Source organism: Rhodanobacter hydrolyticus (genome assembly GCF_044904645.1).
Genome location: NZ_JADIKK010000008.1, coordinates 2,816,519 through 2,842,808 on the forward strand (window position 1 = coordinate 2,816,519; position 26,290 = coordinate 2,842,808).

The following is a 26,290-nucleotide window of genomic DNA, read 5'->3' on the forward strand; positions in this document are numbered from 1 at the left end:
CGCCCGGAGTGATTTTTGGCATCGCGCGAGCGATGGCCTAAAGGGCGGCCGCCAAGGATGGTGGTGGCAGGACCAACGGGTGGCTGTCCCTGGTCCCGCTTTTCGACACCTTTGCGCTCATCCTTGATCGCGAAGATCAAACGGGCAGCCATCCTTGGCTGCACTTTTCAATCCTTGTGAATATCCATCTATGAGCAAGCCGCAATTGCTGATCGACACTGACCCCGGCGTGGACGATGCGCTGGCCATCCTGATGGCGCACGCGCATGCCGACATCGTGGCGTTGAGCGTCGCCGCCGGAAACGTTGGCCTGGCCCATACCGTGCGCAATGCACGCACTTTGCGAGACCTGCTTGGTGCCACGTTCCCGGTGTTCCCCGGTTGTGCCACGCCCCTGGTACGCACGCCGGACGAGGACGCCGCCTTCGTGCACGGCGTGGACGGTCTTGGCGACGTGGGTTTTCCCGAGCCGAAGGCGGCGGCGGAAGGCGAGGCCGCCGCGCTGGCCTTGCTGCGACTCACCCGCGAGCTTCCCGGCCAGCTGACCCTGGTCGCGCTGGCGCCGCTGACCAACCTCGCGTTGGCGTTGAGGCTCGACCCAACCTTGCCGCAACGAGTGAAACGGCTGGTGGTGATGGGCGGCGCGGTGACCGGCCGCGGCAACACCGGCAAAGTACCCGCCGAGTTCAACGTGGGCTTCGATCCCGAGGCTGCACACGTGGTGTTCGAGGCTTTTCCCGCGTTCGACCTGGTCGACTGGGAGGCCACGTTGCGCCACGGTTTCGATGACGCCGAGTTCGATGATTGGATCGCAGCCGGCGACCATCGCGCAAGGTTTTTCGAGCAGGTATTCCGCACCGCGCGCGACTACAACGCCACGCATGATCGCAACGGCGTGGTTGCCGCCGATGCGCTGGCGATGGCGGTCGCGATCGATCCCTCCATCGTCGTGCGCAGCGAGACGCGTGCGGTGGCCGTCGAGCTGGATGGTCGCCTCACCCGCGGCGCCACCGTGGTGGATTGGGCCAAGCGGTTAGGGCGGCCCGCGCAAGCGCGCATCGTACTGGAGGTGGATCAGGCGCGGTTCGCGGCGATGGTGCGCAAGGCCGTTGGCGCGGCTTGACGCACTGCCGCGTAGCTCGTTACACTTGCTCTCTTTTCACGTTGCAATAGAGCCCGTCATGAAGCCCGATATCCATCCGAATTACCGCCAGGTGGTGTTCCAGGATCTGTCGTCCGACTTCGCGTTCCTGACGCGTTCGACGATTGCCGCCAAGGACACTGTCAAGTGGGAAGATGGCAACGAGTATCCGCTGATCAAGGTGGATATCTCCAGCCATTCGCACCCGTTCTATACCGGCAAGCAGAAGACGCTGGACGTCGGCGGCCGCGTCGACAAGTTCCGCAAGCGCTACGCGCAGAAGTAAGCGCGTTTCGCGGCTGCCGCATCGCGGCGGCTTGAAGCATTCATGCACGGGGCAGGCAATGGCCTGCCCCGTGTGTTTTTGCGTCTGTCATTCCAGATCAGCGCCCTTCGGCCTTCGCCGGCGCGGCGTCAGCCGCCCCAGGCGATTTTTGCATTCGTCGTACGACCATCCGCGAACGCATGGCTATTGGCCGTTGTGTGATAATGCGTGGATTGCATCGCGACATTCCCTGGCCGCGATGCCTGTTCCCCCTCGTCAATCGGTGATGCCACGCGCCTCCGGTTGGCGCGACCCACGCTAAGGAGGTTCCCGTGTCCGATCCCAAGACTGTCAAGCTGGTGGACGAGTCGACCCAGCGCAGCAGCACCATGCCGCTGGTTTCCGGCACCCTTGGTCCGGCCTGCATCGACATCAGCACGCTGTACAAGGACACCGGTCACTTCACCTACGACGTCGGCTACGGCTCGACCGCGAGCACCAAGAGCGCGATCACCTACATCGACGGCGACCAGGGCGTATTGCTGTATCGCGGCTACCCCATCGAGCAACTGGCCGAGAAATCCAACTTCCTCGAAGTGGCTTACCTGCTGCTCAACGGCGAGCTGCCGAAGCAGGACGAGTTCGCCGCTTTCGAAAACCAGATCACGCATCACACGATGATGCACGAGTCCCTGAAGAACTTCTTCCAGGGCTTCCACCACGACGCGCACCCGATGGCGATGCTGGCCGCCGCGGTGGCTTCGCTGTCGGCGTTCTACCATGACGATCTCGACGTCGAGGATCCGGCCGACCGCAAGCTGGCCGCAATCCGCCTGATCGCGAAGATGCCGACCATCGCGGCAGCCTGCTACCGTTATTCCATCGGTTGGCCGTTCCGCTACCCGCGCAACAATCTCGAATACGTCGATCGCTTCCTGCACATGATGTTCGAAGTGCCGAGCGAACCGCTGACGATGAGTCCGGTGGCTGCCAAGGCGCTGGATCTGCTGTTCATCCTGCACGCCGACCACGAGCAGAACGCCTCGACCTCGACCGTGCGCCTGGTCGGCTCCACCGGCGCCAACCCGTACGCCTCCATCGCCGCGGGCATCACCGCGCTGTGGGGTCCGGCGCACGGCGGCGCCAACGAGGCGGTGCTGAAGATGCTGGAAGAGATCGGCACGCCGGACAAGGTGGAAACTGCGGTCAAGCGCGCTAAGGACAAGAACGACAGCTTCCGCCTGATGGGCTTCGGTCACCGCGTCTACAAGAACTTCGATCCGCGCGCGAAGATCATCCGCGAGATGTGCCACAAGGTGCTGGCCGAGCTGGGAGTCAACGACCCGCTGCTGGACGTTGCGATGAAGCTGGAAGAGGCGGCGCTGAAGGACGAGTACTTCGTCGAGCGCAAGCTGTACCCCAACGTGGATTTCTACTCCGGCATCATCTACAAGGCACTGGGGATCCCCACCGAGATGTTCACCGTGATGTTCGCCATCGCGCGCACCGCCGGCTGGATCTCGCACTGGATCGAGCAGCATGAGACCCCCGGCTCGCGCATCGGCCGTCCGCGCCAGATCTACACCGGTGCAGGCGTGCGCGACTACCTGGCTTCCGGCAATCGTTGATCCACGCTGGCAACGCTACGCGAAACGCCCCGGCATGCCGGGGCGTTTTTTTGTATGGGTGATCATGGGCTTCTTTGAAAGGGCAGCCATGAATGGCTGCCCGTTTGACTCCCGCGATCAGGGATGGTCGCAAACCATGCCTACGCGCGGCGTGTCGCGTTCGCCAGCATGCGTTCCAACTCGGCCATGCCGTCGCCTTCGGCCAACAGTTCTTCCACGGCGGCCAGGGCAGCGCGACGCATCGGCTTCTCGTCGATCCGGTTCAATGGTGCCTGGCGCAGTGCATCGTGCGGCAGAACGGTGAGGTCAAACGGCAGTGCGTCGGCGGCGAACAGCAGCACCGGGAATTCGGCTTGTTCTTCGCGGCTGGTGCGCAGGCGACGCGTCTGCATCTCGAACGGCACGCCGTGTTCGTGCAGGTGACGAGGCACGGCGTCGGGATCGTCGCTGAACACGTGGAGACAGACTGCTGAATGGGCGTCGGCGGTGCCATCGAGCACGGCGCCGACGAGGCGCGGCTCAAAGCGGGCAAGGAAGCGCATCGCTTCCACGGCCGCTTCTCGCCGCTCCTGCAGCAATCGCGGCTGGCTGCTGGCCTGGAACAGGCGCTGGTGCTCGCGTAGCGCCTGCTCGATTTCCTGGTTGCGGGGCAGTGCCTGCTCGTCGAGGATGCCCAGCCGCTCGGCGGCCTTGAGCTTGGCGCGATGGAAATCGCGGATGCCGTGCTCGCTCATCAGGCGGGCGGCCTCCTGTGCCACGCGCAACCGGTTGCGCTGCTGGCGGTCGCTAGCATGGATGCGGTGGTGTTCGCCTCGTGCCATGTCTGATCCTCCGCCGCTTGCGCCGTCAGACTAGCGCAAGCAATGGAGAGTGCAAAACTGCAGTGGGCTATCAGGATCAGAAGATGTTGTAGGGATTCTGCTGTTCCTGCTGCTGGGTTGCCTGGTTGCGCAGGCGATCCACGTCCTCGACCTTGAAGAATTCGTTCATGCTGTTCGGATCGTCCGGCGTGGTGGGCAGGCCACTGTCACGATTGATCGGCACGGTGGCAATGCCGGGCGGCATCGGCAGCGAGTTCAACGGCTGGCCCTTGAGTGCCGTGCCCATGTAATCCATCCAGATCGGCAGTGCCGCTTTGGCGCCGAACTCGCCATGGCCCAGCGAGCCGTAGTTGTCGAAGCCCACCCACACCGCGGTGGAGACATCACCGTTGAAGCCTAGGAACCAGGCGTCGCGGAAGTCGTTGCTGGTGCCGGTCTTGCCGGCAAGATCGGCCCGATCCAGCGACTTGGCCGCAAAGCCAGTGCCGCGCAGAATCACGTCCTTCATCAGCGAGGTGACCAGGAAGTCGGTGCGCGGACCGAGCACGTGCGGCGCGAGTACGGGGGCCTGTGCGTCGCCAGCGTTGGCCGGCAGAGTGTCCACGCCGGAATCGTCGCTGCTCGCTGCGCTGGCGGGAGTTGCAGCGCTAGCGTTGTCGGCGATCTGGTTGATCGTGTGTTTGCCCATGTCCGCAGGCGGAGGGCCGGGCGGAGCGTTTTCCAGCAGGCGCGCCTGGCATTCGCGGCAGGCGCGTGCAGGGTTCGCGATGTAGATCGCCTTGCCGTCGCGATCGTCGATTTCGCTGATGAAATACGGCGTGACCAAGTAGCCGCCATTGGCAAACACCGCGTAGCCGCGCGCCATGTTGATCGGCGATGTCGAGGCGGTGCCAAGCGCCATCGACAGGTTGGCCGGCAGTGCATCGAGCGGAAAGCCAAAGCGCGTGATGAAATCACGCGCGTAGCGGATGCCGATGGCATCGAGCAGCCGGATCGAGACAAGGTTTTTCGACTGTACCAATGCTTCGCGCAGGCGCATCGGGCCGGCGAACTTGTCGTCGTCGTTGCTTGGCGTCCACAGGCCGCCGGGTTTTGAGGGATCAGGCAGCGCCAGCGGCGCGTCGTTGATGATCGAGGCCGGCGTGAAGCCGTGGTCGAACGCCGCCGAGTACAGGTAGGGCTTGAAGCTGGAGCCTGGCTGTCGGGCCGCCATCACCGCGCGATTGAACTTGCTGCGGGTGAAATTGAAGCCGCCCACCAGCGCCTCGATCGCGCCGTCTTCCGGGCGGATCGAAGCCAGTGCGCCCTGTACGGCTGGAATCTGCGCGAGTTGCCAGGCCCCCTTGTCATCCCGCGACACGCGGACGATGTCGCCGCGCTTGAGTACGGTGTCCACTTGTGCGGGTGCCGCCCCGGAGCGGCTCTCGTTGATATACGGATGTGCCCATGCGATGGCGGCGCGGTCCAGGCTTACGCTCTGGCCGTCGACGGTGACAACGGTGGCGGAGTCGGTGGAGCTGGCGGAGACGATGCCCGGTTCGAGGCCGGAAACGTTGGTGTAGCCGGCGAGCGCGTGCACGCAGTCCTGGGTGCTGGCGTCGGCGGCCAGGTCCTGATGCGCTTCCGGGCCGCGCCAACCGTGGCGCATGTCGTAGTCGATCAGCCCTTTGCGCACCGCATCCGTCGCGGCCAGCTGATCGGCGGCCTGGATGGTGGTCTTTACCACGTATCCTTCGGTAAGCGCATCGTTGCCGAGGCGGTCAAGCACCTGTCGGCGCACCATCTCGGCGAGGTAGGGCGCGTCCACCTGGATCGGCACTTCGTGCGGTGCGGCATCGTTCGGTTCGGCGAGCGCCGCCTGGTATTGCGCGTCGGTGATATAGCGATGCCGCAGCATCTCGCCCAGCACCCAATTGCGCCGCGCCAGCAGGCGTGCCTGATTGTTCAGCGGGTTCACCACCGAAGGCGACTGGAAAGTGGAGGCGATGGCCGCACTCTGCGCGATGGTGAGCTGATCCAGCGTCTTGCCGTAATAATACGAACTGGCTGCGGCCACGCCGTATGACCGGTGGCCCAGGAACATCTTGTTGAGGTAGAGCTCCAGGATCTGGTCCTTGCTCAGTTCCTGCTCTATGCGCAGCGCGGTGAATATCTCGATCAACTTCCGCGAATAGAGTTTTTGCGGACTGAGGAAGAAGTTGCGCGCCACTTGCTGGGTAATGGTGGAGCCGCCTTGCACCTTGTCGCCACCGGCAAGGATCACGTGCCATCCCGCGCGCGCTATGCCGCGCCAATCGACGCCAGGGTGGTGGTAGAAGTCGGCATCTTCCGCGGACAGCACGGCATGCTTGAGGTTGTCGGGCACATTGGCGATGGCCACCGGGATGCGCCGCGTCTCGCCGAAGCTGGCGATCAGCTTGCCGTCGGCGCTTTCCACGCGCAGCGGCACCTGCATGTGGTAATCCTTCAGCTGTGCCACCTGGGGCAGCCGGGGAGCCACCAGCCAGTACGCCACGCCCACCGCGAGCACCGCCAACAGAAAACCCGAAAACGCCAGGATCAGTGCCCAGCGAAGCAGACGCTTGAGAATACGCATGTTTGGCGGATGGCCCATGTCGAGACCCGACAGAGTATAGAGGTTGTGCCGCAAGCCACCCCGGACCAGCATATCTTTGGGTACAGGGCGATCCGGGACGCAACATCGTGCGTTCGGCGCGGAATGGGGCCCCAATCACACCCCAAAAAAGGCGTTGACCTAAATGTGGGCGCCATCACGGGAAATACTTGAAAAAAATGCGGCAGGCCATTGCGGGGGCGTTAATTTTTCGATCTAATGCCGTCGCGGATCGGCCGGAAATCCGGTCTGCCGCCCAGGGGCAAAGGGGGAACACCGTGGGGCTCTTCACACCCAAGAAGCCGGCGCTGATCGGCGTCGATATCAGCTCGACCGCCGTCAAGTTGCTGGAGCTAAGCCAGTCGGGCGGCCGCTACCGCGTGGAGCACTACGCGGTCGAACCGTTGCCGCCGAACGCCGTGGTCGAAAAGAACATTGTCGAGGTCGAGGCGGTAGGCGAGGCAATCCGCCGTGCGCTCGCGCGTTCTGGTTCCAAGATCAAGCACGCGTCCGCCGCGGTGGCTGGCTCGGCGGTGATCACCCGTATCATCCCGATGCCAAGCGAACTGACCGAGGATGATCTGGAAGGCCAGATCCAGGTCGAGGCGAACCAATACATCCCCTACCCGATCGAGGAAGTGAGCCTCGATTTCGAAGTGTTGGGCCCGGTGCGCGACAACCCTGAGATGAACAGCGTCCTGCTCGCGGCCTCACGCACGGAAAATGTGGACATGCGCGTGGCCGCGCTGGAGCTGGGTGGCCTGACCGCCAAGGTGGTCGACGTGGAGGCTTTCGCGATGGAGAACGCCTTCGCGCTGCTCACCGATCAGCTCAACGTGGGTCGCGATGCGCTGGTGGCGGTGGTGGACGTGGGTGCAACCATGACCACGCTGTCGGTGCTGCGCAACCAGCGCACGATCTATTCGCGCGAACAGGTGTTCGGCGGCAAGCAGCTCACCGACGAAATCATGCGCCGCTACGGGCTCTCCTACGAGGAGGCCGGCCGCGCCAAGCGTAAGGGTGGCCTGCCGGAGTCCTACCAGAGCGAGGCGCTGGAGCCGTTCAAGGAATCGCTGGTGCAGCAGGTCAGCCGCCTGTTGCAGTTCTTTTTCGCCGGCAGTGAATACAGCAAGGTCGATCAGGTGGTCCTGGCCGGCGGTTGCGCGACCATCGACGGCATCGCCCGGATGCTGGAGGAACACATCGGCGTGCCTTGCGTGGTGGCGAACCCGCTGGCGCGCATGTCGATGTCGCCCAAGGTGCAGGGGCAGTCGTTGTCCCAGGATGCGCCGGCGCTGATGGTCGCGGTCGGCCTGGCACTGAGGAGTTTCGACTGATGGCACACGTCAACCTCCTTCCCTGGCGCACCGAACGCCGCAAGCTGCGCGAGCGCGAATTCTATGGGCAGCTTGGCGCCGCCTTCGTCGCTGGCCTTGGCTTCGTATTGCTGTGGGCGCTCTGGATGGGCGCGCGCATCGACAACCAGAATTATCGCAACACAATCCTGCAGGGAGAGATCAAGCAGCTCGACGTGAAGATCGACAAGATCAAGGAGCTGGACAAGGTGCGCGACCATCTCCTCGCGCGCAAGCAGATCATCGAACAGTTGCAGGCCGACCGTTCGAAGATGGTGCATCTGTTCGACGAGCTGGTGAAGACGATACCCAACAGCGTGCGTCTCACTGCGTTGAAGCAGGCCGGCGACACCATGTCGCTGGATGGCGTGGCGCAATCCAACGCCAGCGTTGCCGAATACATGCGCAACATTGAGGCTTCGCCGTGGATGGGCCATGTGGATCTGCGCAGTACCGTCAACACCCACGACGCTTCGCGCACACCCTACGGTTTCGGCCTGAGCGTGGGCTTGGGTAAGCCAAAGGCTGATGACAACGGGACTGCGGCGCCAGCAAGCTCCAGCTCGGTCGCGGTGCCAGCACATGCGGGCAGTACTACCGCTGCGCCGCCAGCCTCCCCCTTGGTTCCGAGCACCAAGCCGGCCACCGCCGCAACCGCCGCCAAGGGAGGGGCCAAGTCATGAAACTCATAGATGATCTGCGCGGCCTCGACCGCAATAACGTCGGCGCGTGGCCCAAATCAGTAAAGTCCCTCTTCACCATACTGCTGTTCTTGGTGATAGTGCTGGTGGGCTGGTATTTCTACATAAGCAGCCAGCAGGACGAGTTGACTTCGTTGGCAGGCAAGGAAGAACAACTCAAGCAGGAATTCAGCACCAAACAGGCCAAGGCGGTGAATCTCGACGCGCTGCAGCACCAGCTCGACGAGATGAAGGACATGCTGCGCCAACTGCTGCGTCAGCTGCCCAGCCGGACCGAAATGCCGGAGTTGCTGGTCGACGTTTCGCAAACTGCGTTGGCTGCGGGCCTGCAGGTGGATTCCTTTACTCCACAGCCCGAAGTGCCGAAGGACTTCTACGCTGAGAAGCCAATCGAGTTGAGGATGGTGGGTACCTATCATCAGTTCGGCACCTTCATCAGCGGCGTGGCTTCGCTGCCGCGTGTGGTGATCCTGACCATGCACGACGTCGCGCTTACGCCCGAACACGGCTCCAAGAACGGCACATCCCAGGATGGCGTGCTGGTGCTGCAGGGCACGGTGAAGACATATCGTTATCTGGATGAGGACGAGGCCGCTGCGGCTGCAAAAGGCACGCCCAACAAGGCAGGGGGGCACAACTGATGAAGCTGTCCACTGTCAATAAGCCTGTCATGTTGCTGCGGATCACCCTGCTGTTGGTCGCCGCGCTGATGTTGGGAGGCTGCACTCGTGGCACCTCGGATCTGCGCGAATGGATCTCCCAGCAGAAAGCCAAGAAGGGCGAACCGATCCCGCCGCTACCGGTCATCAAGACCTTCGAGACTTTCACTTACGCAGACCAGGATCAGCGTGATCCGTTCGGGCCCAGTGCCGTCGAGCAGGAGTCTGCCGCTACCAACGGGCCGCGGCCGGACAGGGACCGCCCCAAACAACCGCTGGAATTTTTCGCGCTGGACAGCCTGAAAATGGTCGGCACCATCGGTGCTGGTCCAAGCACCGTGGCGCTGGTGAAGGATCCTGGCGGCGTGATCCATCAGGTACACAATGGCGAATACATAGGCCAGAACTACGGTCGCGTCACCGCGGTCAGCGACGATCACATCGACGTTACCGAACTGGTATCCAACGGCAATGGCGGCTGGATGGAGCGTTCGGCCAGCCTCGCGCTCGGCGATAAATAGGGGACACAGGGGCTGATGCAATGAGCAACCACATTCAATCTGTCCGGGGCCGGGTCATGCGCCACGCCATTCGTAGTCTCCTTCTGTTGCTGCTGCTCGCAGGCGCGGGCTTCAGCCAATCCGTGTTGGCTGCCGACAGCAACACGCTGAAGGACATCAGCTACACCACACAGGCTGGAGGCAGCGTGCAATTGCACCTGAACTTTGCCGGTGCGGTGCCGCAACCGCGCATCTTTACCACCGACAACCCTGCGCGTATCGCGATCGATTTTGCCAACACCGGCACAACTGCCCAGCGACATACGGACATCGGCCAGGGAGCGACTTCGGGCGTCTCGGCGGTGTCCGCTGGCGGGCGGACCCGGGTCATCGTGGAACTGATGCGTCCGGCTTCCTACCAGTCAGCGGTCGAGGGCGACAGTCTGGTCCTGACCGTAGCCGGTGGTGCCAGCAGCGACGTGTCGCAGGCAACGCCAGCGCCAGCGCAGCGCAGCGTCACCACCGCGGCGATCATCGATCCTTCCAAGCATCTGCCGGCAACGGTCGACGGGGCTATCAGCGTCACCAACATCGATTTCCGTCGTGGCTCGGACGGTCAGGGTCGCGTGCTGGTCAATTTCAGTGGCCCGGGTGCTGATGCGCAGATGCGCACGATCGGTGACAAGGTCGTGGTCACCATCCCCAATGCCAATGTGCCGACCAATCTCGCGCAGCGGTTGGACACGATGGATTTCGCCACCCCAGTGCAGTCCATCACCACCCGTGTCGGGGCGGGTGGTGGTGTCCAGATGACGATCGCCACCAAGGGCGTGGTTGATAACTCCGCTTACCAGGAAGGCAACCAGTACGTGGTGGAGGTGACACCGAAGAAGGGCAACACAGCCGCTGTGAGCGCCAGCCTGGCGGCGCTGGACCAGCATCCGGCCTACAACGGCAAGCGCGCCACCTTCAATTTCCAGGACATCCCGGTGCGTTCCGTGCTGCAGCTGATCGCCGACACGTCGGGCCTCAATATCGTGGCTGCGGACAGCGTCACCGGTAGCATTACCCTGCGCCTGGTGAACGTGCCGTGGGATCAGGCGCTGGATGTGATTTTGCGCGCCAAGGCGCTGGACAAGCGCCAGGATGGCAACGTGATCTGGGTGGCTCCGCAGCAGGAGCTGGCCAAATACGAGGAGGATGTCGCCACGGCGCGCATGAAGGCCGAAGACAATGCGCCGTTGATCACCACTTACATCCCGATCAGCTACGGCAAGGCGGCCGATATTGCCAAGCTGCTGACCACGGGCAGTTTGCAGAGTACGGGTGGCAGTTCGACCGGAAACACTTCCCATGGTTTCCTGTCTGGGCGTGGCAGCGTCTCCTCCGACGACCGTACCAACACCCTTTTGCTTAATGACACAGCTGACAAGACCGAACAGATCCGCAAACTGGTCGCCGTGCTGGACAGGCCGGTGCAACAGGTGCTGATCGAATCGCGCATTGTGATCGCTACCGACAGCTTCACCCGCCAGCTGGGTGTGCAGTGGGGAGCATACGCGCAGCGTGTCAATCCAAGCGGCCAGGTGATTCAATCGGGTGCAGGCGCTGGTGGCACAACATTGGGTTGGACCACTCCGGGCAGCACCAACACCAGCACCACTGGTGCTTCTACCAACCCTGGCCTCAACGTAAATCTCCCGCAATCCACTTCATCCCCTGCCGGTACGCTGGGCTTCGCTATACTCGGCAAGAACTACGCGCTGGATCTGGAGCTGTCGGCGGCGCAGACCGAAGGCAACAGCGAAACCATCGCCAGTCCGCGCGTGATCACCGCGAACCAGCAGGAGGCTGTGATCCGCCAGGGCCAGGAAATCGGCTACGTCACCTACCAGGGCGGCGCCGGCGCTAGTGCGAGTACCGGCACGGCCACGGTGCAGTTCAAGGACGCCGTGCTGCAGCTCAAGGTGACGCCCACCATTACTGCGGATAACCGCGTGTACCTCGCGATCAATGTCAACAAGGATACGCTTGCCCAGTTCCTGCAGACGCCGCAGGGCCAGGTGCCGGAAATCAACACCCAGTCGGTGAACACCTCGGTCCTGGTGGACAACGGTCAGACGGTGGTGCTCGGCGGCATCTACGAAGTCGACAAGAGCAACACGGTGACCAAGGTGCCAGGCCTCGGCGACATCCCTGTCCTCGGCATTCTGTTCCGTACCACCAGCCGCAACGACAGCAAGGCGGAACTGCTGATCTTCGTGACTCCGCGCATCCTCAACGATTCGCTGCAATAAGGGGTTGCGCATCGAGCGATGCGGAAAGAGGCGGCCTTGGCCGCCTCTTTCCTTTTGTGCGCCTGAACGCTGCTTAGGGGGGATTAAACTTGTACGCCTGGCTGCGGTCGATAGCGGCGTCTTTATTGCAGGAAACACCATGATGGACATGCCTGAAACCTCGCCGCGAAGCCGCTTGCATCAGGCTTTCGTGCAACTTCGCGACGAGCTGCAGGGTTGCATCATCGGCCAGCCGAAGCTGGTGGACTGCTTGCTGGTGGCGTTGCTCGCTGATGGTCATCTGTTGGTGGAGGGAGCACCGGGCCTGGCCAAGACCACGGCGGTGAAGGCGCTGGCCGCGCGCATCGAAGCGGATTTCCACCGCGTGCAATTCACGCCCGATTTGCTGCCAGCCGACCTCACCGGCACCGACGTCTTCCGTCCGCAGAGCGGCAGCTTCGAATTCGAGCAGGGACCGTTGTTCCACAACATCGTATTGGCGGACGAGATCAATCGCGCGCCGGCCAAGGTGCAGTCGGCGTTGCTGGAGGCGATGGCCGAACGGCAGATCACCGTGGGCCGTGCCACCAGGCCTTTGCCGGAACTGTTCATGGTGATGGCCACGCAGAACCCGATCGAGCAGGAGGGCACGTTTACGCTGCCCGAGGCACAGCTCGACCGCTTCCTGCTGCACGTGACCATCGGTTACCCCGACGCCGGAGCCGAGCTGGCGATCCTGCGTCTCGCTCGCGAACAGGCCAGTCGCCGGGCGCATGCGGTTGCTGCTCCGGTGTCCCTGCTGAGTCAGTCCGACGTGCTCGCTGCTCGCGATGCGGCGATGGCGGTGCACATGGCACCTGCACTGGAGGAATACCTTGCCCAGCTCGTGCTGGCCACGCGCGATGCGGGGCGCTACGGGCCGGAACTGAAACGCTGGATTGCCTGGGGCGCCAGCCCGCGGGCCACCATTGCACTGGATCGCTGCGCGCGCGCGCAGGCGTGGCTGGCGGGGCGCGACTACGTATTGCCTGATGATGTGCATGCCATCGTGCACGAAGTGCTCCGCCATCGAGTATTGCTGAGCTACGAGGCAGAAGCTGAAGGAGTTCGCAGCGACCAGGTGATCGCGCGGCTGCTGGATCTCGTGCCGCTGCCGTGAGCGCCGTCTTGCCGAACCGTGCCGATGGCGACGGCCGCGTGCGCGTGTCGCTGGCCGAACTGGTCGCATTGGGCACGCGAATAGGTCGCGCGAAATTGTCGCCAGCCGACAGCCGCGCAGCGCGCAGTGGCCAGCACTCCAGTCGCCTCTACGGCCGCGGCATGGATTACGCCGAGTCGCGTATTTATCAGGCGGGCGACGACGTGCGCCGGCTCGATTGGCGGCTCACCGCGCGAAGCGGCAGGTTGCACACCAAGCTGTTCCAGGAGGAACGCGAGGGTCGTCTGTTGATCCTGCTGGATACCCACTCGAGCATGCGCTTCGGTACCCGCGTCCGCTTCAAGTCGGTGCAAGCCGCGCGTGCCGCGGCCTTCGCTGCATGGCTGGCCGTGCGCGCGGGCGAACGCGTCGGCATGCTGGCTTTTGGCGAGCAGGATCGCTTGCTGCGTCCACAAGGCTCCGCCCGTGGCGCGCTCGCCGCATGCGGTGCGCTGGCCGAGTGGGACGCGATGCCGTCAATGGCACGCTCCGAGCCGCTATCCACAGCCTTGTTGCGCGCGCGGCGCTTGCAGCATGGTGCCAGTCGCGTGCTGCTTATCAGTGACGGTTTCAGTGCGGACGACGAAACGCGGCAGCATTTGTTCGAACTGAAGGCGCGCGCCGAAGTCGGTGTGCTGGTGGTGGCTGACGCGTTGGAGCGCGAACCGCCGCCGCCCGGTCGTTATCCACTGGAACATGGCGGAGAGCGTCGCGACGTGGTGCTGTTTGGCGAGCGTCAGCGTCGCGAGTTCCAGCAGGCGCTGGGCACCGGTCCGGCGCGATTGGAAACGCTGGCGCACGGCGCAGGCGTGCGCTGCCGCGTCATTGACACGCGCAACGACCCGCTCGCAGCCGTCAGCGAATTGCTGGGTGCAACCGGGGTGTGCCGATGATGCCGCAGTCGCTACCGCTGAATGGCCCCGAGCTGCGCGACATCCACTTGCCGCCTGCCCCCTCATGGTGGCCGCTGGCGCCGGGCTGGTGGGCAATGATGGTGCTGGTGCTGCTGGCATTGATCGTGGCGGCGTGGTTCCTGCTGCATCGCCACCGCCAGCACAAGCGACAGCGCCTGTTGCTGGGTGAACTGGAAGAACTGGCGGCACGGCACGCGCGCGTCGGTGACGATGCTGCGCTGGCAGCCGCACTCCATCAACTGCTGCGCCGCGTGGCCCGTAGCCACGATGAGGCTGCGACGAGGCAGCGCGGCGACAGTTGGCGACGGACGCTGGCACGCGTGCCGGTTGCGATACCCGTGCTCGATCGCCTGATGGCATTGGAGCAGGCGATCTACCGGCCGCAGGCGAAGCTCGACGCGCCCGCCACCTTGGCTGCTGCCCGCAGCTGGTTGCGAGCGGCGGCAAGCCCTCGTGCTTGGAAGCCACTTGCGGTGGAGCAGGGCCATGTTTGAGTTCGCATGGCCCTGGCTGTTCCTGCTGTTGCCCTTGCCTTGGTTGTTGCGGCGCATGCTGCCGCCGGTGTCGCCAGGGCAGGCATTGCATCTGCCGCAACCGGGTCTGCGACTCGCCGCGACGGGCGGCAATGCAGTCCGCAGTGTCGCACCGTGGCTGCTTGCGTTGGCCTGGTCGTGCCTGGTGGCCGCTGCTGCTCGCCCACAATGGGTGGGTCCCCCGCAGGCACAGCAGCGCAGCGGTCGCGCGCTGCTGATGGCGGTGGATCTGTCCGGCAGCATGCGCACGCCCGACATGGAACTGGCCGGCCAGCCGGTGAGCCGCTTCGGTGCGGTGAAGGCCATTGCAGGCAATTTCATCGATCGCCGTCGTGGCGATGAGATGGGGTTGATCCTGTTCGGTAGCCAGGCATTTCTCGTGACGCCGCTCACCTACGATCTCGACGCGGTACGCGCACAATTGCAGGGTGCCGAGGTGGGTCTGGCCGGCACCGAGACCGCCATCGGCGATGCCATCGCCATTGCGGTGCGGCGCTTGTCCGAACTGCCCGAACAGGCGCGCGTGCTGGTACTACTCACCGACGGCGTCAACAACGCCGGCAGCATCACGCCGTTGGAGGCCGCGCGCGCCGCACAGGCGGCTGGCGTACGCATCTACACGGTGGGCATAGGTGCCGAGCGTATGCGCGTACCCGGTTTCTTCGGGGCACAGGTCATCAATCCGTCCGCCGACCTGGACGCGGCGATGTTGACGAAGATCGCCGGCGACACAGGCGGCCGCTTTTTCCGCGCCACGGACAGCGCCCAACTGGCTGATGCCTACCGCGCCATCGACGCGCTGGAACCGATGCAGCAGCATGGCCCCAGCCTCCGGCCACGCAAGGAATGGTTCACCTGGCCGCTGGCAGCAGCCCTGCTGTTGTGGCTGTTGGCCACCTTGCCGCGTGGACGGGTGCGTGGAGCAGTGGCATGAGTGCGATGCTGGCGCAGTTCCATTTCCTGCGGCCATGGTGGTTGTGCGCGCTTATTGCGTTGCCATGGTTGCTGTGGCAAATCTCGCGGCGTTCGCGCGGGCTGCAGGCTCTGTCGCGGCTGGTCGATGCGGAATTGTTGCCGCAATTGCTGCACGGTCGCGCCGCGCGGCAGCGCCTGCCTTCGGGATTGCTCGTGATTGCCTGGATGCTGGCGACGCTGGCATTGGCCGGGCCGACCTGGAGCCGTGTCGAGCAGCCGTTGTACGCGCGCCGCGCGGCACAGGTAGTGGCGATTTCGTTGTCGCAGCGCATGCTGTCACGGGACGTGGCGCCAAGCCGCATCGATCGCGCGCGCTACAAGGCGCACGAATTGCTGGCGGCCAACCAAGACGGCCTCAATGCACTGATCGGCTATGCCGGCGAAGCCTTTGTAGTGGCACCGCTGACCTCCGATGCGCATAGTCTTGGAACCCTGCTCGATGCGATGGCGCCCGATACGATGCCGGTGGACGGCAACGACATGGCGGCGGCAATAGAGCGCGGCGCTGCATTGATCAGCGACGCGAAGGTCGGCGGCGGTTCGCTGGTGCTGATCGCGGATACGGCGGATGCAGCGGCACAGTCGGCCGCGCGCAAAGCGCTTGCAGAAGGCGTGCATGTCTCGGTGATGGGCATAGGCACGACGAAGGGCGCACCGGTGCCGTCTGGGGGTGGCGGTTTCCTGCACGACGCGCAGGGCAACCTGCAACTCGCCGCCCGCAATGACAGCGCGCTGGCCGCGGTCGCAGCAGCAGGGGGCGGACGCTACGTGCCGATGAGCGCAGATGACGGCGACATCGCTACGCTCAAGGATGCATTGCGCGCGGGGAACGTCCAATCGGCACAAGGCCAGTTTGGCGACCAGTGGCAGGATCGCGGCCCATGGTTGCTGCTGCTTCTTCTTCCACTGGCCGCGCTGGCATTTCGTCGTGGCTGGCTGATGTTGTTGCCGCTGATGTTGCTGCCGATGTGGCCGGGCACCGCACATGCCGCGAGCTGGCGCGACCTGTGGCAGAACAAGAACCAGCAGGCGGCTGCGGCGCTCAAGCAGGGCGACGCGAAGCAGGCGATGCAGCTGGCGAAGGATCCCTCCCTGCGTGGTGCAGCGGCCTATCGTGCTGGCGACTATGCGGCCGCCGCGCAGGCGCTGCGCGAGGCGAAAGGTGGCGACGCGAACTACAACCTCGGCAATGCATTGGCGCGCGAGGGCAAGTACGAGGAGGCAATCCACGCCTACGACGAGGCCCTGCGGCACGATCCCGCGAACGCGGACGCAAAGGCGAACAAGCAAGCAGTTGAGGACTGGCTGCGCAAGCAGCAGAAGCCGCCGCAGAATTCTTCTTCCTCGCAGCAGCAAAAGCAGCAACAAAAGCAGGAGGGTTCGTCCTCGTCGCAGGGACAGAGCGGCAGTGGGCAAGGCAACGGTCAGCAGGACAAGAGCGGCAAAGATGACAGCGGCCAGGACAAAGATGGACAAAGCCGGCAAGCCCAGGGCGACGCGAACAAGAGCGACAAGCAACCCGGCAAGCAGCCGCAGCAAGGCCAGGACTCCAAGTCGCAGGATCGGCAGAATCCATCCAACGGCCCCGGCCAGTCGCAGCAGGCCCAATCGCCAACGGATCAGGCTGGGCAAAGCGACAGGAAATCCGGCACGCAACAAGACAAGCAGCAAGACAAGCAACCGCCATCGACGCCCGAACAGCAGGCTGCACAGCAAGCGCAAGCCGCAAGGGCACAGCAGGCGCTGAAACAGCAACTCGACAAGCAGTTGGGTGCACCCGGCAAGCCCGAGGCCAAACAACCGCCGGCACATCAACTCGGCGCGGTCGGCGTCGACGACCTGCAGACGAAGCTTCCGGCGGATCTGCGTCAGGCCCTGCAGCGCGTGCCCGACGATCCGGGCGCGCTGTTGCGCCGCAAGTTCGAGCTCGAATACCAGCGTCGCCACGGCGATGCGCCCGACGAGGATGGGCAGTGATGTTTCGACGACAGCACCTGTTCTTGCGTTCGTTTCTGACCGCGAAGATCAAATGGGCGCAAATCCCAGGTCGCACTATGCAAAGCATTTGCGTGCTCCTGTTCCTCGTTTTGCCGTTCGCCGCACATGCCACCGACGTGCAGGCCACGCTGGATCGCAGCACCGTACAGCTGGGCGAGACGGTGACCTTGAACCTGCACATCAAGGACGGCACAAGTGCGGCGATGCCCGACCTGAGTCCGCTCGAGCAGGACTTCGACATTCTCGGCAGCTCGCAGAGCAGTGATCTCAGCATCGTCAACGGCCAGCGCAGCGCCGAGCTGGTGATCGGCGTGGTACTGCGACCGAAGCATGTGGGCACGCTCGTCGTGCCGCCGCTCGGCGTGGCCGGCGGGCAGACGGCGCCATTGCAACTCGTGGTAAGCCAACCCGATCCGTCGTCGGCTGCGGCGGCGGACAAGAATGTCTTCATGGAGTCCGAGCTGGCGCCGCAACACGCCTGGGTAGGCCAGCAGCTCAGCTATGTGGTGCGGCTCTACATCAGCGGCGATGTCACCAACGGCACGCTGGATGCGCCGCTGGTCGATGGCGTGCAGCTCAACCAGGTCGGTGACGACCTGCGTTACGACAAGGTGCGCGGCGACCGCGAATACCGTGTGATCGAGCGGCGCTATGCGGTGGTACCGCAGCACGCCGGCACGCTCACGGTTCCCGCATTGAACTTCAGGGGCGTGGCGGTGGATCCCAACGATCCCGACAGCTTCTTCGGTGGGGGTACTCAGGTCGCTGCCAGTGCTCCCGCACAGACGGTGCAGGTGCAGGCTGCGCCCGCAAACTGGGGGCAGTCGGCATGGCTGCCCGCGCGCGCGCTCAGCCTTTCGCTCTCGGGCTGGCCCGACGCCGGCACGCCCGTGCGCGTGGGCCAGCCGATCAACCTCACCATGACGCTCAGCGCGATCGGCCTGCCGGCCGAGGCGCTGCCGCAGCTCAGCCTGCCTTCGATATCCGGCGCCACGGTGTATCCCGACCAGCCGAAGACCGCCACCGCAAACGACGACGCATGGCTGCAAGGCAGCAGCGAACGCCGCTTCGCAGTGGTGCCGGAACGTGCCGGCACGCTGACCTTGCCGGCCACCACCTTGCGCTGGTTCGACGTGACTTCGGGACAGGAGCAAACCGCCGAAATCCCTGCGCACAGCGTCACCGTGTTGCCGGCAGCGGGTGCGGCATCCGCATCGCCGACCGCTGCGTCGACTCCGGAGCCAGCTGCGGCAATCCCTGCTGCGTCGGCGCCGTCCAGCGCGACGTCGCACGGCGTTCCATGGCGGTGGATCGCGCTTGGCAGCCTGCTGTTGTGGTTGTGCACGATGTTGGCGTGGTGGCTTTTTCGGCGACGCGTGCCGCGAGGCGTCGTCGCGGCCACGGCGAAGCACGCATCTACCGATGGCGTGCGTCAGCGGAGGCTGGCTTTCCTGGCCGTGGCGCGCGGTGGCGATGCAATGGCGCAGTTGCGCAGCCTGCTGGCGTGGGCACGGGCGGAACGCCCGGCCATCCGCAATGCGGGCGAGTTGGAAACCGCGCTGGCAGACGTGACGCAGCGGCGCGCCATCGCCGACCTGCAACGCTGCTGCTACGGCAATGCCGCGCCGGCGGTGGCTGTCGATCTGGTGGGCGCCTTCGAACGCGGGTTCATTTGGCGCAATGACGAAAGCAGGGAAGATGACGGCTTGCCGCCGCTGTACCCCTTCAAGCTGGAATGAGCGCGTGCCGGAATACCGCGCGCATCGGCTCGCTGTAACAGCAAAGGATGAGGTCCAGCCCGGGATCGCGCGCCAGCTCTTCGTGCAGCCCGCCGGCGACAACCTCGGCGGCAAGCGGAGCGGGATAACCGAACACGCCGCAACTGATCGCGGGAAAGGCGATGCTGCGCAAGCCGTGTTCGCGTGCGAGGCGCAGCGCGTTGCGGTGGCAATCCGCCAGCAACAGCGCCTCGGCACGGTCGCCGCCGTGCCATACCGGGCCCACCGTATGGATCACCCAGCGCGCTGGCAGGTCGAAGCCGGGCGTGATGCGCGCTTCGCCGGTGGGGCAGCGTATGCCTGGCGCGACCTGTGCCAACGCCCGGCATGCGGCGAGCAATGCCGGGCCGGCGGCGCGATGGATGGCGCCATCGACGCCACCGCCGCCAAGCAACGTCTCGTTCGCCGCGTTGACGATGGCGTCCACGGCCAGCGTGGTGATGTCGGCGGTGACGACGGTAAGGGGCATGCGGGCTTATGCTTGGCCTGTTGACGGCGAGGTTGCAACGATGACGGCGAAAACGGAAGAACTTTCCTTCGGCTATCTGCTGAACGACGTGACCTTGCTGTTCCGCAAGCACTTCGACCGGCGCGCCGTTAAGTACGGCCTCACGCGCGCGCAGTGGCGCGCCACCAAGATGCTCTATCACCGCGAGGGCATGCGGCAGAACGAACTGGCCGAGGCGCTGGAGATGGAGCCCATTGCGGTGGGCCGGGTGATCGACCGGCTGCAGGCCGCCGGTTTTGTGGAACGCCGTCCCGATCCGCGCGACCGTCGCGCCTGGCGGCTGTATGTCACCGCACAGGCGCACGAGGTGGTGGACGATATGGAACAGGTGGCGCGTGAGCTGCGCCGCGAGTCCACCGTGGGCATCGAATACGACGAGCTGAAGCGCGCGCTCGACGTGATCGAACGGATCAAGGCGAACCTGCAGGCACTGGACGCAACAGAGGCGCAAGCTCCCCTCGAAGAGTAGGCGCTAGTCGCATCGGATGCATTTGCCAAGTGCCGGGCGTCGTTGTCGTTGACGCATCGACGTGTGGTGCGATGCGCGGTACTTTTGGAATCCGCCGACCATCCCGGTGTGTGATCCCCGGATGGTGAAATTCCGTATCGCATCCGCGGGGAGCCCATGCCGCAGCGCATTTCCTTCAAGAAACCAGTGGCATTGCTGGCCGTGGTAGCAGTGGCCGCGCTGGTCGCGCACACATGGTCCAGCCACGGCAAGGCCGGTTCGGACAAGCCCAAGGCCACGCAGGCGGTGCCGGTGAAAGTGGCAACGGCCGTGCGCGGCGACCTCGACCTTTCTCTCAAGGTGAACGGATACGCCGAGGCATATTCCACCGTGACCGTGCAGTCGCGCGTCAGCGGCCAGCTCGAATCCATCGCGTTCGCGCTGGGCGGCCGCGTGCGCGAGGGCGAGGTGATCGCGCGCATCGATCCCAGCCTGTTGCAGGCGCAACTGGACCAGGCGCGCGGCAATCTCGCCAAGGACCAGGCGCAGCTCGTGAATGCCCAGCAGGTGCTGCGACGCTATACGCCGATGCTGGCCAAGGGCTACGTCGCGCAGACCGACTACGACGGCTACAAGGCGAACGTGGGCATCTACGCCGCCTCGGTGAAAGCGGACCAGGCCGCCGTGGAAATGGCGCAGACGCAGCTTGGTTACGCACAGATCAGCGCGCCCGTGGACAGCATCGCCGGTGCGCCGCTGGCCTATCCCGGCGCGCAGGTGAGCGCGAACAGCACCAACCTCGTCGTGCTCAACCAGGTGCGGCCGATCCACGTGACGTTTTCGGTACCGGAATCCGCGCTCGGCGACATCCGGGCGGCGGAGGCGCGCGGCAAGCTGGCGGTGAACGTGCAGGTGCCGGGCGCATCGGCGCCGCTGCAGGCCACGCTGGATTTCGTCAACAACGCGGTGGACACCGGCACCGGCACGATCCAGCTGAAGGCGAGCTATGCCAATGCGGACGATCGCCTCACTCCCGGCCAGTTCGTGCAGGTGACCCTGCCTACCGCGCGCCTGCACGACGTGGTGACCGTGCCGGTGACGGCCCTGCAGAACTCGCCGAACGGGGCTTTCGTGTTCGTGTTGGATGCGGAAGGCAAGGCTAGTCAGCGCATGGTGACCGCGGGAGCGAATGACGGCGCAAGCATCGTGATCGGGAAAGGCCTGGACGGCGGCGAGAAGGTGGTCACCGACGGGCAGATGCTGTTGACGAACGGCACGAAGGTGCAGGTGGTGACGGAATGATGGGGGCTGCGGCGAGATTGGCCCTTCTTCCCGGCAGAGAGAGGGCTCAAGCGGGTGTTGCGGGTTCGCCTGCCGGGCTGAGCGGTGATCCGGCGCCACGCCGCCTGCAGGAGGGGCGCATCCTTTGAACCTGCCAGCCCTGTGCATCCGCCGCCCGGTGATGACCGCACTGTTGATGATCGCGCTGATCGTGTTCGGCGTGGCCGCGTATCCCAACCTGGCGGTGAACGAGTTGCCGAACGTGGATTTCCCCACCATTTCGGTGAGCGCGAGCCTGCCAGGTGCCTCGCCGGAGACGATGGCGACGGCGGTAGCCACGCCGCTGGAGAACCAGTTCTCCACCATCGCCGGCATCAGCCAGATGACCTCGACCAGTGCGCTGGGCTCGACTTCGATCACGCTGAGCTTCGACCTGAGCCGCAACATCGACGGTGCCGCACAGGACGTGCAGGCGGCGATCTCGGCGGCGATGCGCCAGTTGCCCACCAACATGCCCACGCCGCCCACCTTCCGCAAGGTGAACCCGGCGGACAAGGCCATCCTTTACCTCACGCTCAGTTCCGACACGCTGCCGCTGTCCACCGTGGACGAATACGCGGAAACGCAGCTGGCGCAGGAGCTGTCGATGATCGAAGGCGTGGCGCAGGTGGGCGTGTTCGGCACGCAGAAATACGCCGTGCGCATCAGCGTCGATCCCGCCAAGCTGGCCGCCAACGGCGTCGGCATCGACGTGCTGGAGCAGGCCGTCGCGAACGCCAACGTCAACCTCGCCACCGGTTCGCTCAACGGCTCGCGCCAGCTGGTACAGGTGAGTTCGGACGGCCAACTGCAGAAGGCGGCGCCGTACAACGACATCATCGTGGCCTGGCGCAACGGCGCGCCGGTCATGTTGTCGCAGCTCGGCAAGGCCGAGGACAGCGTGCAGAACGACCAGGTGGCGAGCTGGTACAACGGCAAGCGCGCGATCGTGCTGGCGATCGACCGCCAGCCCGGCTCCAACACCGTGGCCACCATCGACCGCATCCGCGCGGTGCTGCCGCAGTTCCTGGCCACGCTGCCGCCGTCGATCAAGCTGGAGACGTTGTACGACCGTTCCGTCTCGATCCGCGCCTCGGTGGACGACGTGCAGTACACCCTGCTGCTGGCGGGCGTGCTGGTGGTGCTGGTGATCTACCTGTTCCTCGGCAACGCCTCGGCCACCCTGATCCCCGCGCTGGCGCTGCCGGTGTCCATCATCGGTACCTTCGGCGCGATGTACGCGCTGGGCTACAGTCTGGACAACCTCTCGCTGCTGGCGCTGACCCTGGTGGTCGGCTTCGTGGTGGACGACGCCATCGTGATGCTGGAAAACATCGTGCGCCACATCGAGACGGGCACGGACCCATACGAGGCGGCCATGGTCGGCGCCAGCGAGATCGGCTTCACCATCTTCTCGATGACGCTGTCGCTGGTCGCGGTATTCCTGCCGGTGATGTTCATGGGCGGCATCGTGGGGCGTCTGTTCCACGAGTTCGCGGTGACGCTGAGCGTGGCGATCCTGATCTCGGGTTTCGTCTCCATCACGCTGACGCCGATGCTTTGCAGCCGCTTCGTGAAGCATGCTGAGCACGAGAAGAAAGCACGCGTGGTGCTGTGGTTCGACCGCGGCTTCGATGCCGTGCGGCGCGGCTACGCGCGCTCGCTGGACTGGTCGGTGGCGCATCCGCGGACCATCCTCGGCGTGTTCTTCGCCAGTCTGGTCGCCACGGCGGTGCTGTTCGTGGTGGTGGACAAGGACTTCATCCCCGCCGGGGACACCGGCCAGCTGCAGGTCAATACCGAAGGCCCTGACGACATTTCCATCAGCGGCATGGCCGCGCGCCAGCAGCGGCTGGCGGAGATCGTGGCGGACGATCCGAACATCGACGCTTACATGTCCTCGGTGGGTTCGGGCGGCTCGCGCACCACCACCAACAACGGTTCGATCTTCATGCGTCTCAAGCCCGCGGACGAACGCGCGCTGACACCCGACCAGATCATCCAGGAGCTGCGGCCGAAGTTCGCCAGGGTGCCGGGCATCCGCGCCTATATCCAGAACCCGCCGCAGATCCAGGTGGGTGGCCGTGCTTCCAAGGCCGAATACCAGTACACGCTGCAGTCCACCGACCTCGATGCGTTGTACGCGGAGTCCGGCAAGGTGCTGGCCGCGTTCGCCAAGCTGCAAGGCTTTCAGGACGTCACCAGCGACCTCGATCTCAACGGACCGGCCATCGACGTCAAGGTGGATCGCTCCAAGCTGGCGCCGCTGGGACTCACCATGTACCAGGTGCAGAACGCGCTGGGCACGGCATTCGGCGAAGGGCAGGTCTCGACGATCTACGGCACGGCCACCCAGTACTGGGTGATCCTCCAGGTTAACTACGCGTTGCAGAACAACCCGGAGGTGCTGTCGCAGCTCTACGTCACCTCCAATACTGGCACGCTGGTGCCGCTCAACACGGTGGCCAGCTTCACGCGTACCGCACAGCCGCTCACCGTGAACCACCAGGGCGAGCTGCCGGCGGTGACCATCTCGTTCAACCTCGCGCCGGGCGTGAGCCTGAGCCAGGCAGTGGGGGAGATCGACGGCGCGATGCGCGACCTGCGCCTGCCCGCGTCCATCACCGGCAGCGTGCAGGGCACGGCACAGGCCTTCCAGGACTCCATGCAGGGCATGGGCCTGCTGCTGGCGCTGGCGCTGTTCGTGATCTACCTCGTGCTGGGCATCCTGTACGAAAGCTTCATCCACCCGCTGACCATCCTCTCCGGCCTGCCTGCGGCAGGCGTGGGCGCACTGCTCACGCTGATGATCTTCCGGGCGCCGCTGGACCTGTTCTCCTTCGTGGGTATCGTGATGCTGATCGGCATCGTGAAAAAGAACGCGATCATGCTGATCGACTTCGCGCTGGAGCGGCAGCGCACGGAAGGCATGGCGCCGGCCGCGGCGATCATGGAAGCCTGCCACGTACGCTTTCGACCGATCATGATGACTACCATGGCCGCCTTCGCCGGCACCTTGCCGATCGCGCTGGGCCTGGGCGCCGGCGCGGAAACGCGCCGCCCGCTGGGTCTTGCCGTGGTCGGTGGCCTGCTGGTGTCGCAGGTGCTCACGCTTTACCTGACGCCGGTGATCTATCTGTACATGGACCGGTTGCAGCAGCGGTTCGGCGGCAAGCGCCGCCACGGCGCCGAGGCCGCACGGGCAGGCTGAGCCGGCGCCCGGCGTCGCGGCGGCGACGCTGGGCGTCATTCAGTCGGCTGCACCTGCCTGCAGTTCGGCAATGGTGCGGCTGGCCTGCGCCAGGCCATTGGCCTGTGCACGGGCATCGTCGGCGATCTGCCGGATCAAATGGCCGACCTGGGTCGACGAGCCGGTGATGGCCTGCATCGCGTGGCCGGCGCGTTCGGCATGGTTGGCGCAACTGGTCACGGCATCGGTGGTGCTTTGCACCAGGGAGTGGATGTCCTTGGCGGACTCGGCGCTGCGTTGCGCCAGCGCGCGCACTTCCTGCGCCACCACGGCGAAGCCCTTGCCAAGTTCGCCGGCATGCGCGGCTTCCACTGCGGCGTTGAGGGAGAGGATATTGGTCTGGAAGGCGATCGAGTTCATCACCGAGATGATTTCGGTCATGTCCCTGGAGTGCCGGTTGATGTCGGCGATGTCGGTGACCAAGCGTGCCACCAATGCGCTGCCGGCGTTGGCACTCTCATTGGCTTCAGAGGCCAGCTTGTTGGCGGTCTGCGCCTCGCCGGCGATCGCGGGCACCGTGGCATTGAGCTCTTCGACCGAACGGCGCAGCGCCTGCGCGGCCAGCGTCTGGCGGGTCACGTCGGTGGCGAGCTTGACCACCTTGTGCGGCTGGCCCGAGGCATCGAGGATGGGGTTGTAGCTGGCCTGCAGCCATACCGGGCTGCCGTCGCGGCGCACGCGCTGGAACAAGCCGGAGTTGTACTCGCCCCGGTGCAGACGTATCCAGAAGTCGCGATAGGCCGAGCTTTCGCGTTCCTTCCGTTCGACGAACATGCGATGGTGCTGGCCGACCACCTCGTCGCGCCGGTAGCCCATCACGGCGAGGAAATTGTCGTTGGCTTCCTGCACGACGCCGTCGAGATCGAAGGTGATGACCGCCTGCGCGCGATCGATGGCGGCGAGGCGACTCGCCATCTCCGCCGCCGCAAGGCGCTGGGCGGTGACGTCGGTGGCATGCTTGATCACGCGACGCACGCGTCCGAGCGGATCGCGTATCGGGCTGTAGCTGCCCTGGATCCACACCTCGCGCCCGTTGGCATCGATGCGGCGGTACACGCCGCTGTCGTGCTGGCCGCTGCCCAGTCGCTGCCAGAACTCGCGATAGGCGTCGCTGTCGCTTTCGTCAGGAAGCACGAACATGCGATGGTGCTGGCCGACGACCTGCTCGCGGCTGTATCCGAAGCAACGGAGGAAGTTGTCGTTGGCGTCGAGGATGGTGCCATCCGGCGCAAACTCGATCACCGCCTGCTCGCGGTCGATGGCTGCGAGGCGGCCGATCAGTTCATGGCGCTCGCGCTGGTCGAGCCACAGTTGCCGCAAACCACGCAGGCGGTCGAACAGGGAATACAAGGTAGTAGCCACGCAATCCCCCCTGGTACGCAGGTTGTCCCTATCTCTGCGCTAACGG

General features: G+C 64.9%; 21 protein-coding genes. 17 read left to right on the forward strand and 4 right to left on the reverse strand.

Annotation, left to right across the window (positions count from 1 at the left end):
• Window positions 1-190: 190 nt before the first annotated feature.
• The 3 genes from ISP25_RS15250 to ISP25_RS15260 all read left to right on the forward strand — a co-directional run bounded on the left by ISP25_RS15250 (window position 191) and on the right by ISP25_RS15260 (window position 3,034).
• Entirely contained in the window at window positions 191-1,123 is a 933-nt protein-coding gene (locus tag ISP25_RS15250; RefSeq protein ID WP_404615086.1) for a nucleoside hydrolase, read from the forward strand.
• Between the two features lie 58 nt (window positions 1,124-1,181).
• Window positions 1,182-1,427 (forward strand): type B 50S ribosomal protein L31, encoded by a 246-nt coding sequence (locus ISP25_RS15255; RefSeq protein ID WP_192157966.1) that lies wholly within the window; start codon window positions 1,182-1,184, stop codon window positions 1,425-1,427.
• A gap of 311 nt (window positions 1,428-1,738) precedes the next feature.
• A complete protein-coding gene (locus ISP25_RS15260; protein WP_192157968.1) occupies window positions 1,739-3,034 on the forward strand; it encodes a citrate synthase in 1,296 nt (431 codons plus the stop codon).
• A gap of 140 nt (window positions 3,035-3,174) precedes the next feature.
• On the opposite strand, the gene ISP25_RS15265 is transcribed toward ISP25_RS15260, so the two are convergent.
• Together ISP25_RS15265 and ISP25_RS15270 are read right to left on the reverse strand one after the other, a co-directional pair.
• Window positions 3,175-3,855, reverse strand: a complete 681-nt coding sequence (locus ISP25_RS15265; protein WP_404615089.1) for a hypothetical protein — start codon at window positions 3,853-3,855, stop codon at window positions 3,175-3,177.
• 76 nt (window positions 3,856-3,931) lie between these two features.
• Window positions 3,932-6,451: a penicillin-binding protein 1A gene (locus ISP25_RS15270; protein ID WP_404615091.1), complete on the reverse strand. Its 2,520-nt coding sequence runs from the start codon at window positions 6,449-6,451 to the stop codon at window positions 3,932-3,934.
• A 296-nt stretch (window positions 6,452-6,747) separates the two neighbouring features.
• Between ISP25_RS15270 and ISP25_RS15275 the strand changes: the two genes are divergently transcribed.
• The 11 genes from ISP25_RS15275 (at window position 6,748) to ISP25_RS15325 (ending at window position 19,317) form a co-directional block, all read left to right on the forward strand.
• A complete protein-coding gene (locus ISP25_RS15275; RefSeq protein ID WP_343227574.1) occupies window positions 6,748-7,806 on the forward strand; it encodes a pilus assembly protein PilM in 1,059 nt (352 codons plus the stop codon).
• A complete protein-coding gene (locus ISP25_RS15280) occupies window positions 7,806-8,507 on the forward strand; it encodes a PilN domain-containing protein (RefSeq protein WP_404615093.1) in 702 nt (233 codons plus the stop codon). The genes ISP25_RS15275 and ISP25_RS15280 overlap by 1 nt, the downstream gene beginning before the upstream one ends.
• A complete protein-coding gene (pilO, locus tag ISP25_RS15285; RefSeq protein WP_404615095.1) occupies window positions 8,504-9,166 on the forward strand; it encodes a type IV pilus inner membrane component PilO in 663 nt (220 codons plus the stop codon). The genes ISP25_RS15280 and pilO overlap by 4 nt, the downstream gene beginning before the upstream one ends.
• Window positions 9,166-9,705: a pilus assembly protein PilP gene (locus ISP25_RS15290; RefSeq protein ID WP_404615097.1), complete on the forward strand. Its 540-nt coding sequence runs from the start codon at window positions 9,166-9,168 to the stop codon at window positions 9,703-9,705. Before pilO ends, ISP25_RS15290 begins: the two co-directional genes overlap by 1 nt.
• Window positions 9,706-9,761: 56 nt before the next feature.
• Window positions 9,762-11,981 (forward strand): type IV pilus secretin PilQ, encoded by a 2,220-nt coding sequence (pilQ, locus tag ISP25_RS15295; protein WP_404615099.1) that lies wholly within the window; start codon window positions 9,762-9,764, stop codon window positions 11,979-11,981.
• Between the two features lie 142 nt (window positions 11,982-12,123).
• Window positions 12,124-13,119 (forward strand): AAA family ATPase, encoded by a 996-nt coding sequence (locus tag ISP25_RS15300; protein ID WP_404616322.1) that lies wholly within the window; start codon window positions 12,124-12,126, stop codon window positions 13,117-13,119.
• The gene (locus ISP25_RS15305; protein ID WP_404615101.1) at window positions 13,116-14,051 is read left to right on the forward strand and encodes a DUF58 domain-containing protein; all 936 of its coding nucleotides are present in this window, start codon (window positions 13,116-13,118) and stop codon (window positions 14,049-14,051) included. Before ISP25_RS15300 ends, ISP25_RS15305 begins: the two co-directional genes overlap by 4 nt.
• Complete coding sequence (locus ISP25_RS15310; protein ID WP_404615103.1) at window positions 14,051-14,566, forward strand: DUF4381 domain-containing protein; 516 nt, start codon at window positions 14,051-14,053, stop codon at window positions 14,564-14,566. The genes ISP25_RS15305 and ISP25_RS15310 overlap by 1 nt, the downstream gene beginning before the upstream one ends.
• Entirely contained in the window at window positions 14,559-15,539 is a 981-nt protein-coding gene (locus ISP25_RS15315; protein ID WP_404615105.1) for a VWA domain-containing protein, read from the forward strand. Before ISP25_RS15310 ends, ISP25_RS15315 begins: the two co-directional genes overlap by 8 nt.
• On the forward strand, window positions 15,536-17,557 hold the full coding sequence (locus tag ISP25_RS15320; protein WP_404615106.1) for a tetratricopeptide repeat protein: 2,022 nt from the start codon (window positions 15,536-15,538) through the stop codon (window positions 17,555-17,557). Before ISP25_RS15315 ends, ISP25_RS15320 begins: the two co-directional genes overlap by 4 nt.
• Before the next feature lie 92 nt (window positions 17,558-17,649).
• On the forward strand, window positions 17,650-19,317 hold the full coding sequence (locus tag ISP25_RS15325; protein ID WP_404615108.1) for a BatD family protein: 1,668 nt from the start codon (window positions 17,650-17,652) through the stop codon (window positions 19,315-19,317).
• Here ISP25_RS15325 and ISP25_RS15330 read toward each other — a convergent pair.
• Window positions 19,304-19,825 carry an O-acetyl-ADP-ribose deacetylase gene (locus ISP25_RS15330; protein ID WP_404615110.1) on the reverse strand — a complete coding sequence of 174 codons (522 nt, stop codon included), beginning with the start codon at window positions 19,823-19,825 and terminating at the stop codon, window positions 19,304-19,306. The two genes, ISP25_RS15325 and ISP25_RS15330, sit on opposite strands and share 14 nt — an antisense overlap.
• 40 nt (window positions 19,826-19,865) lie before the next feature.
• On the opposite strand from ISP25_RS15330, the gene ISP25_RS15335 reads away from it, so the two are divergent.
• The 3 genes from ISP25_RS15335 (at window position 19,866) to ISP25_RS15345 (ending at window position 24,843) form a co-directional block, all read left to right on the forward strand.
• The gene (locus ISP25_RS15335) at window positions 19,866-20,333 is read left to right on the forward strand and encodes a MarR family winged helix-turn-helix transcriptional regulator (RefSeq protein WP_192157991.1); all 468 of its coding nucleotides are present in this window, start codon (window positions 19,866-19,868) and stop codon (window positions 20,331-20,333) included.
• A 156-nt stretch (window positions 20,334-20,489) separates the two neighbouring features.
• On the forward strand, window positions 20,490-21,614 hold the full coding sequence (locus ISP25_RS15340) for an efflux RND transporter periplasmic adaptor subunit (RefSeq protein ID WP_404615112.1): 1,125 nt from the start codon (window positions 20,490-20,492) through the stop codon (window positions 21,612-21,614).
• 124 nt (window positions 21,615-21,738) lie between these two features.
• Window positions 21,739-24,843 carry an efflux RND transporter permease subunit gene (locus ISP25_RS15345; protein ID WP_404615114.1) on the forward strand — a complete coding sequence of 1,035 codons (3,105 nt, stop codon included), beginning with the start codon at window positions 21,739-21,741 and terminating at the stop codon, window positions 24,841-24,843.
• Between the two features lie 39 nt (window positions 24,844-24,882).
• On the opposite strand, the gene ISP25_RS15350 is transcribed toward ISP25_RS15345, so the two are convergent.
• Window positions 24,883-26,244: a methyl-accepting chemotaxis protein gene (locus tag ISP25_RS15350; protein ID WP_192157997.1), complete on the reverse strand. Its 1,362-nt coding sequence runs from the start codon at window positions 26,242-26,244 to the stop codon at window positions 24,883-24,885.
• Between the last annotated feature and the right edge of the window lie 46 nt (window positions 26,245-26,290).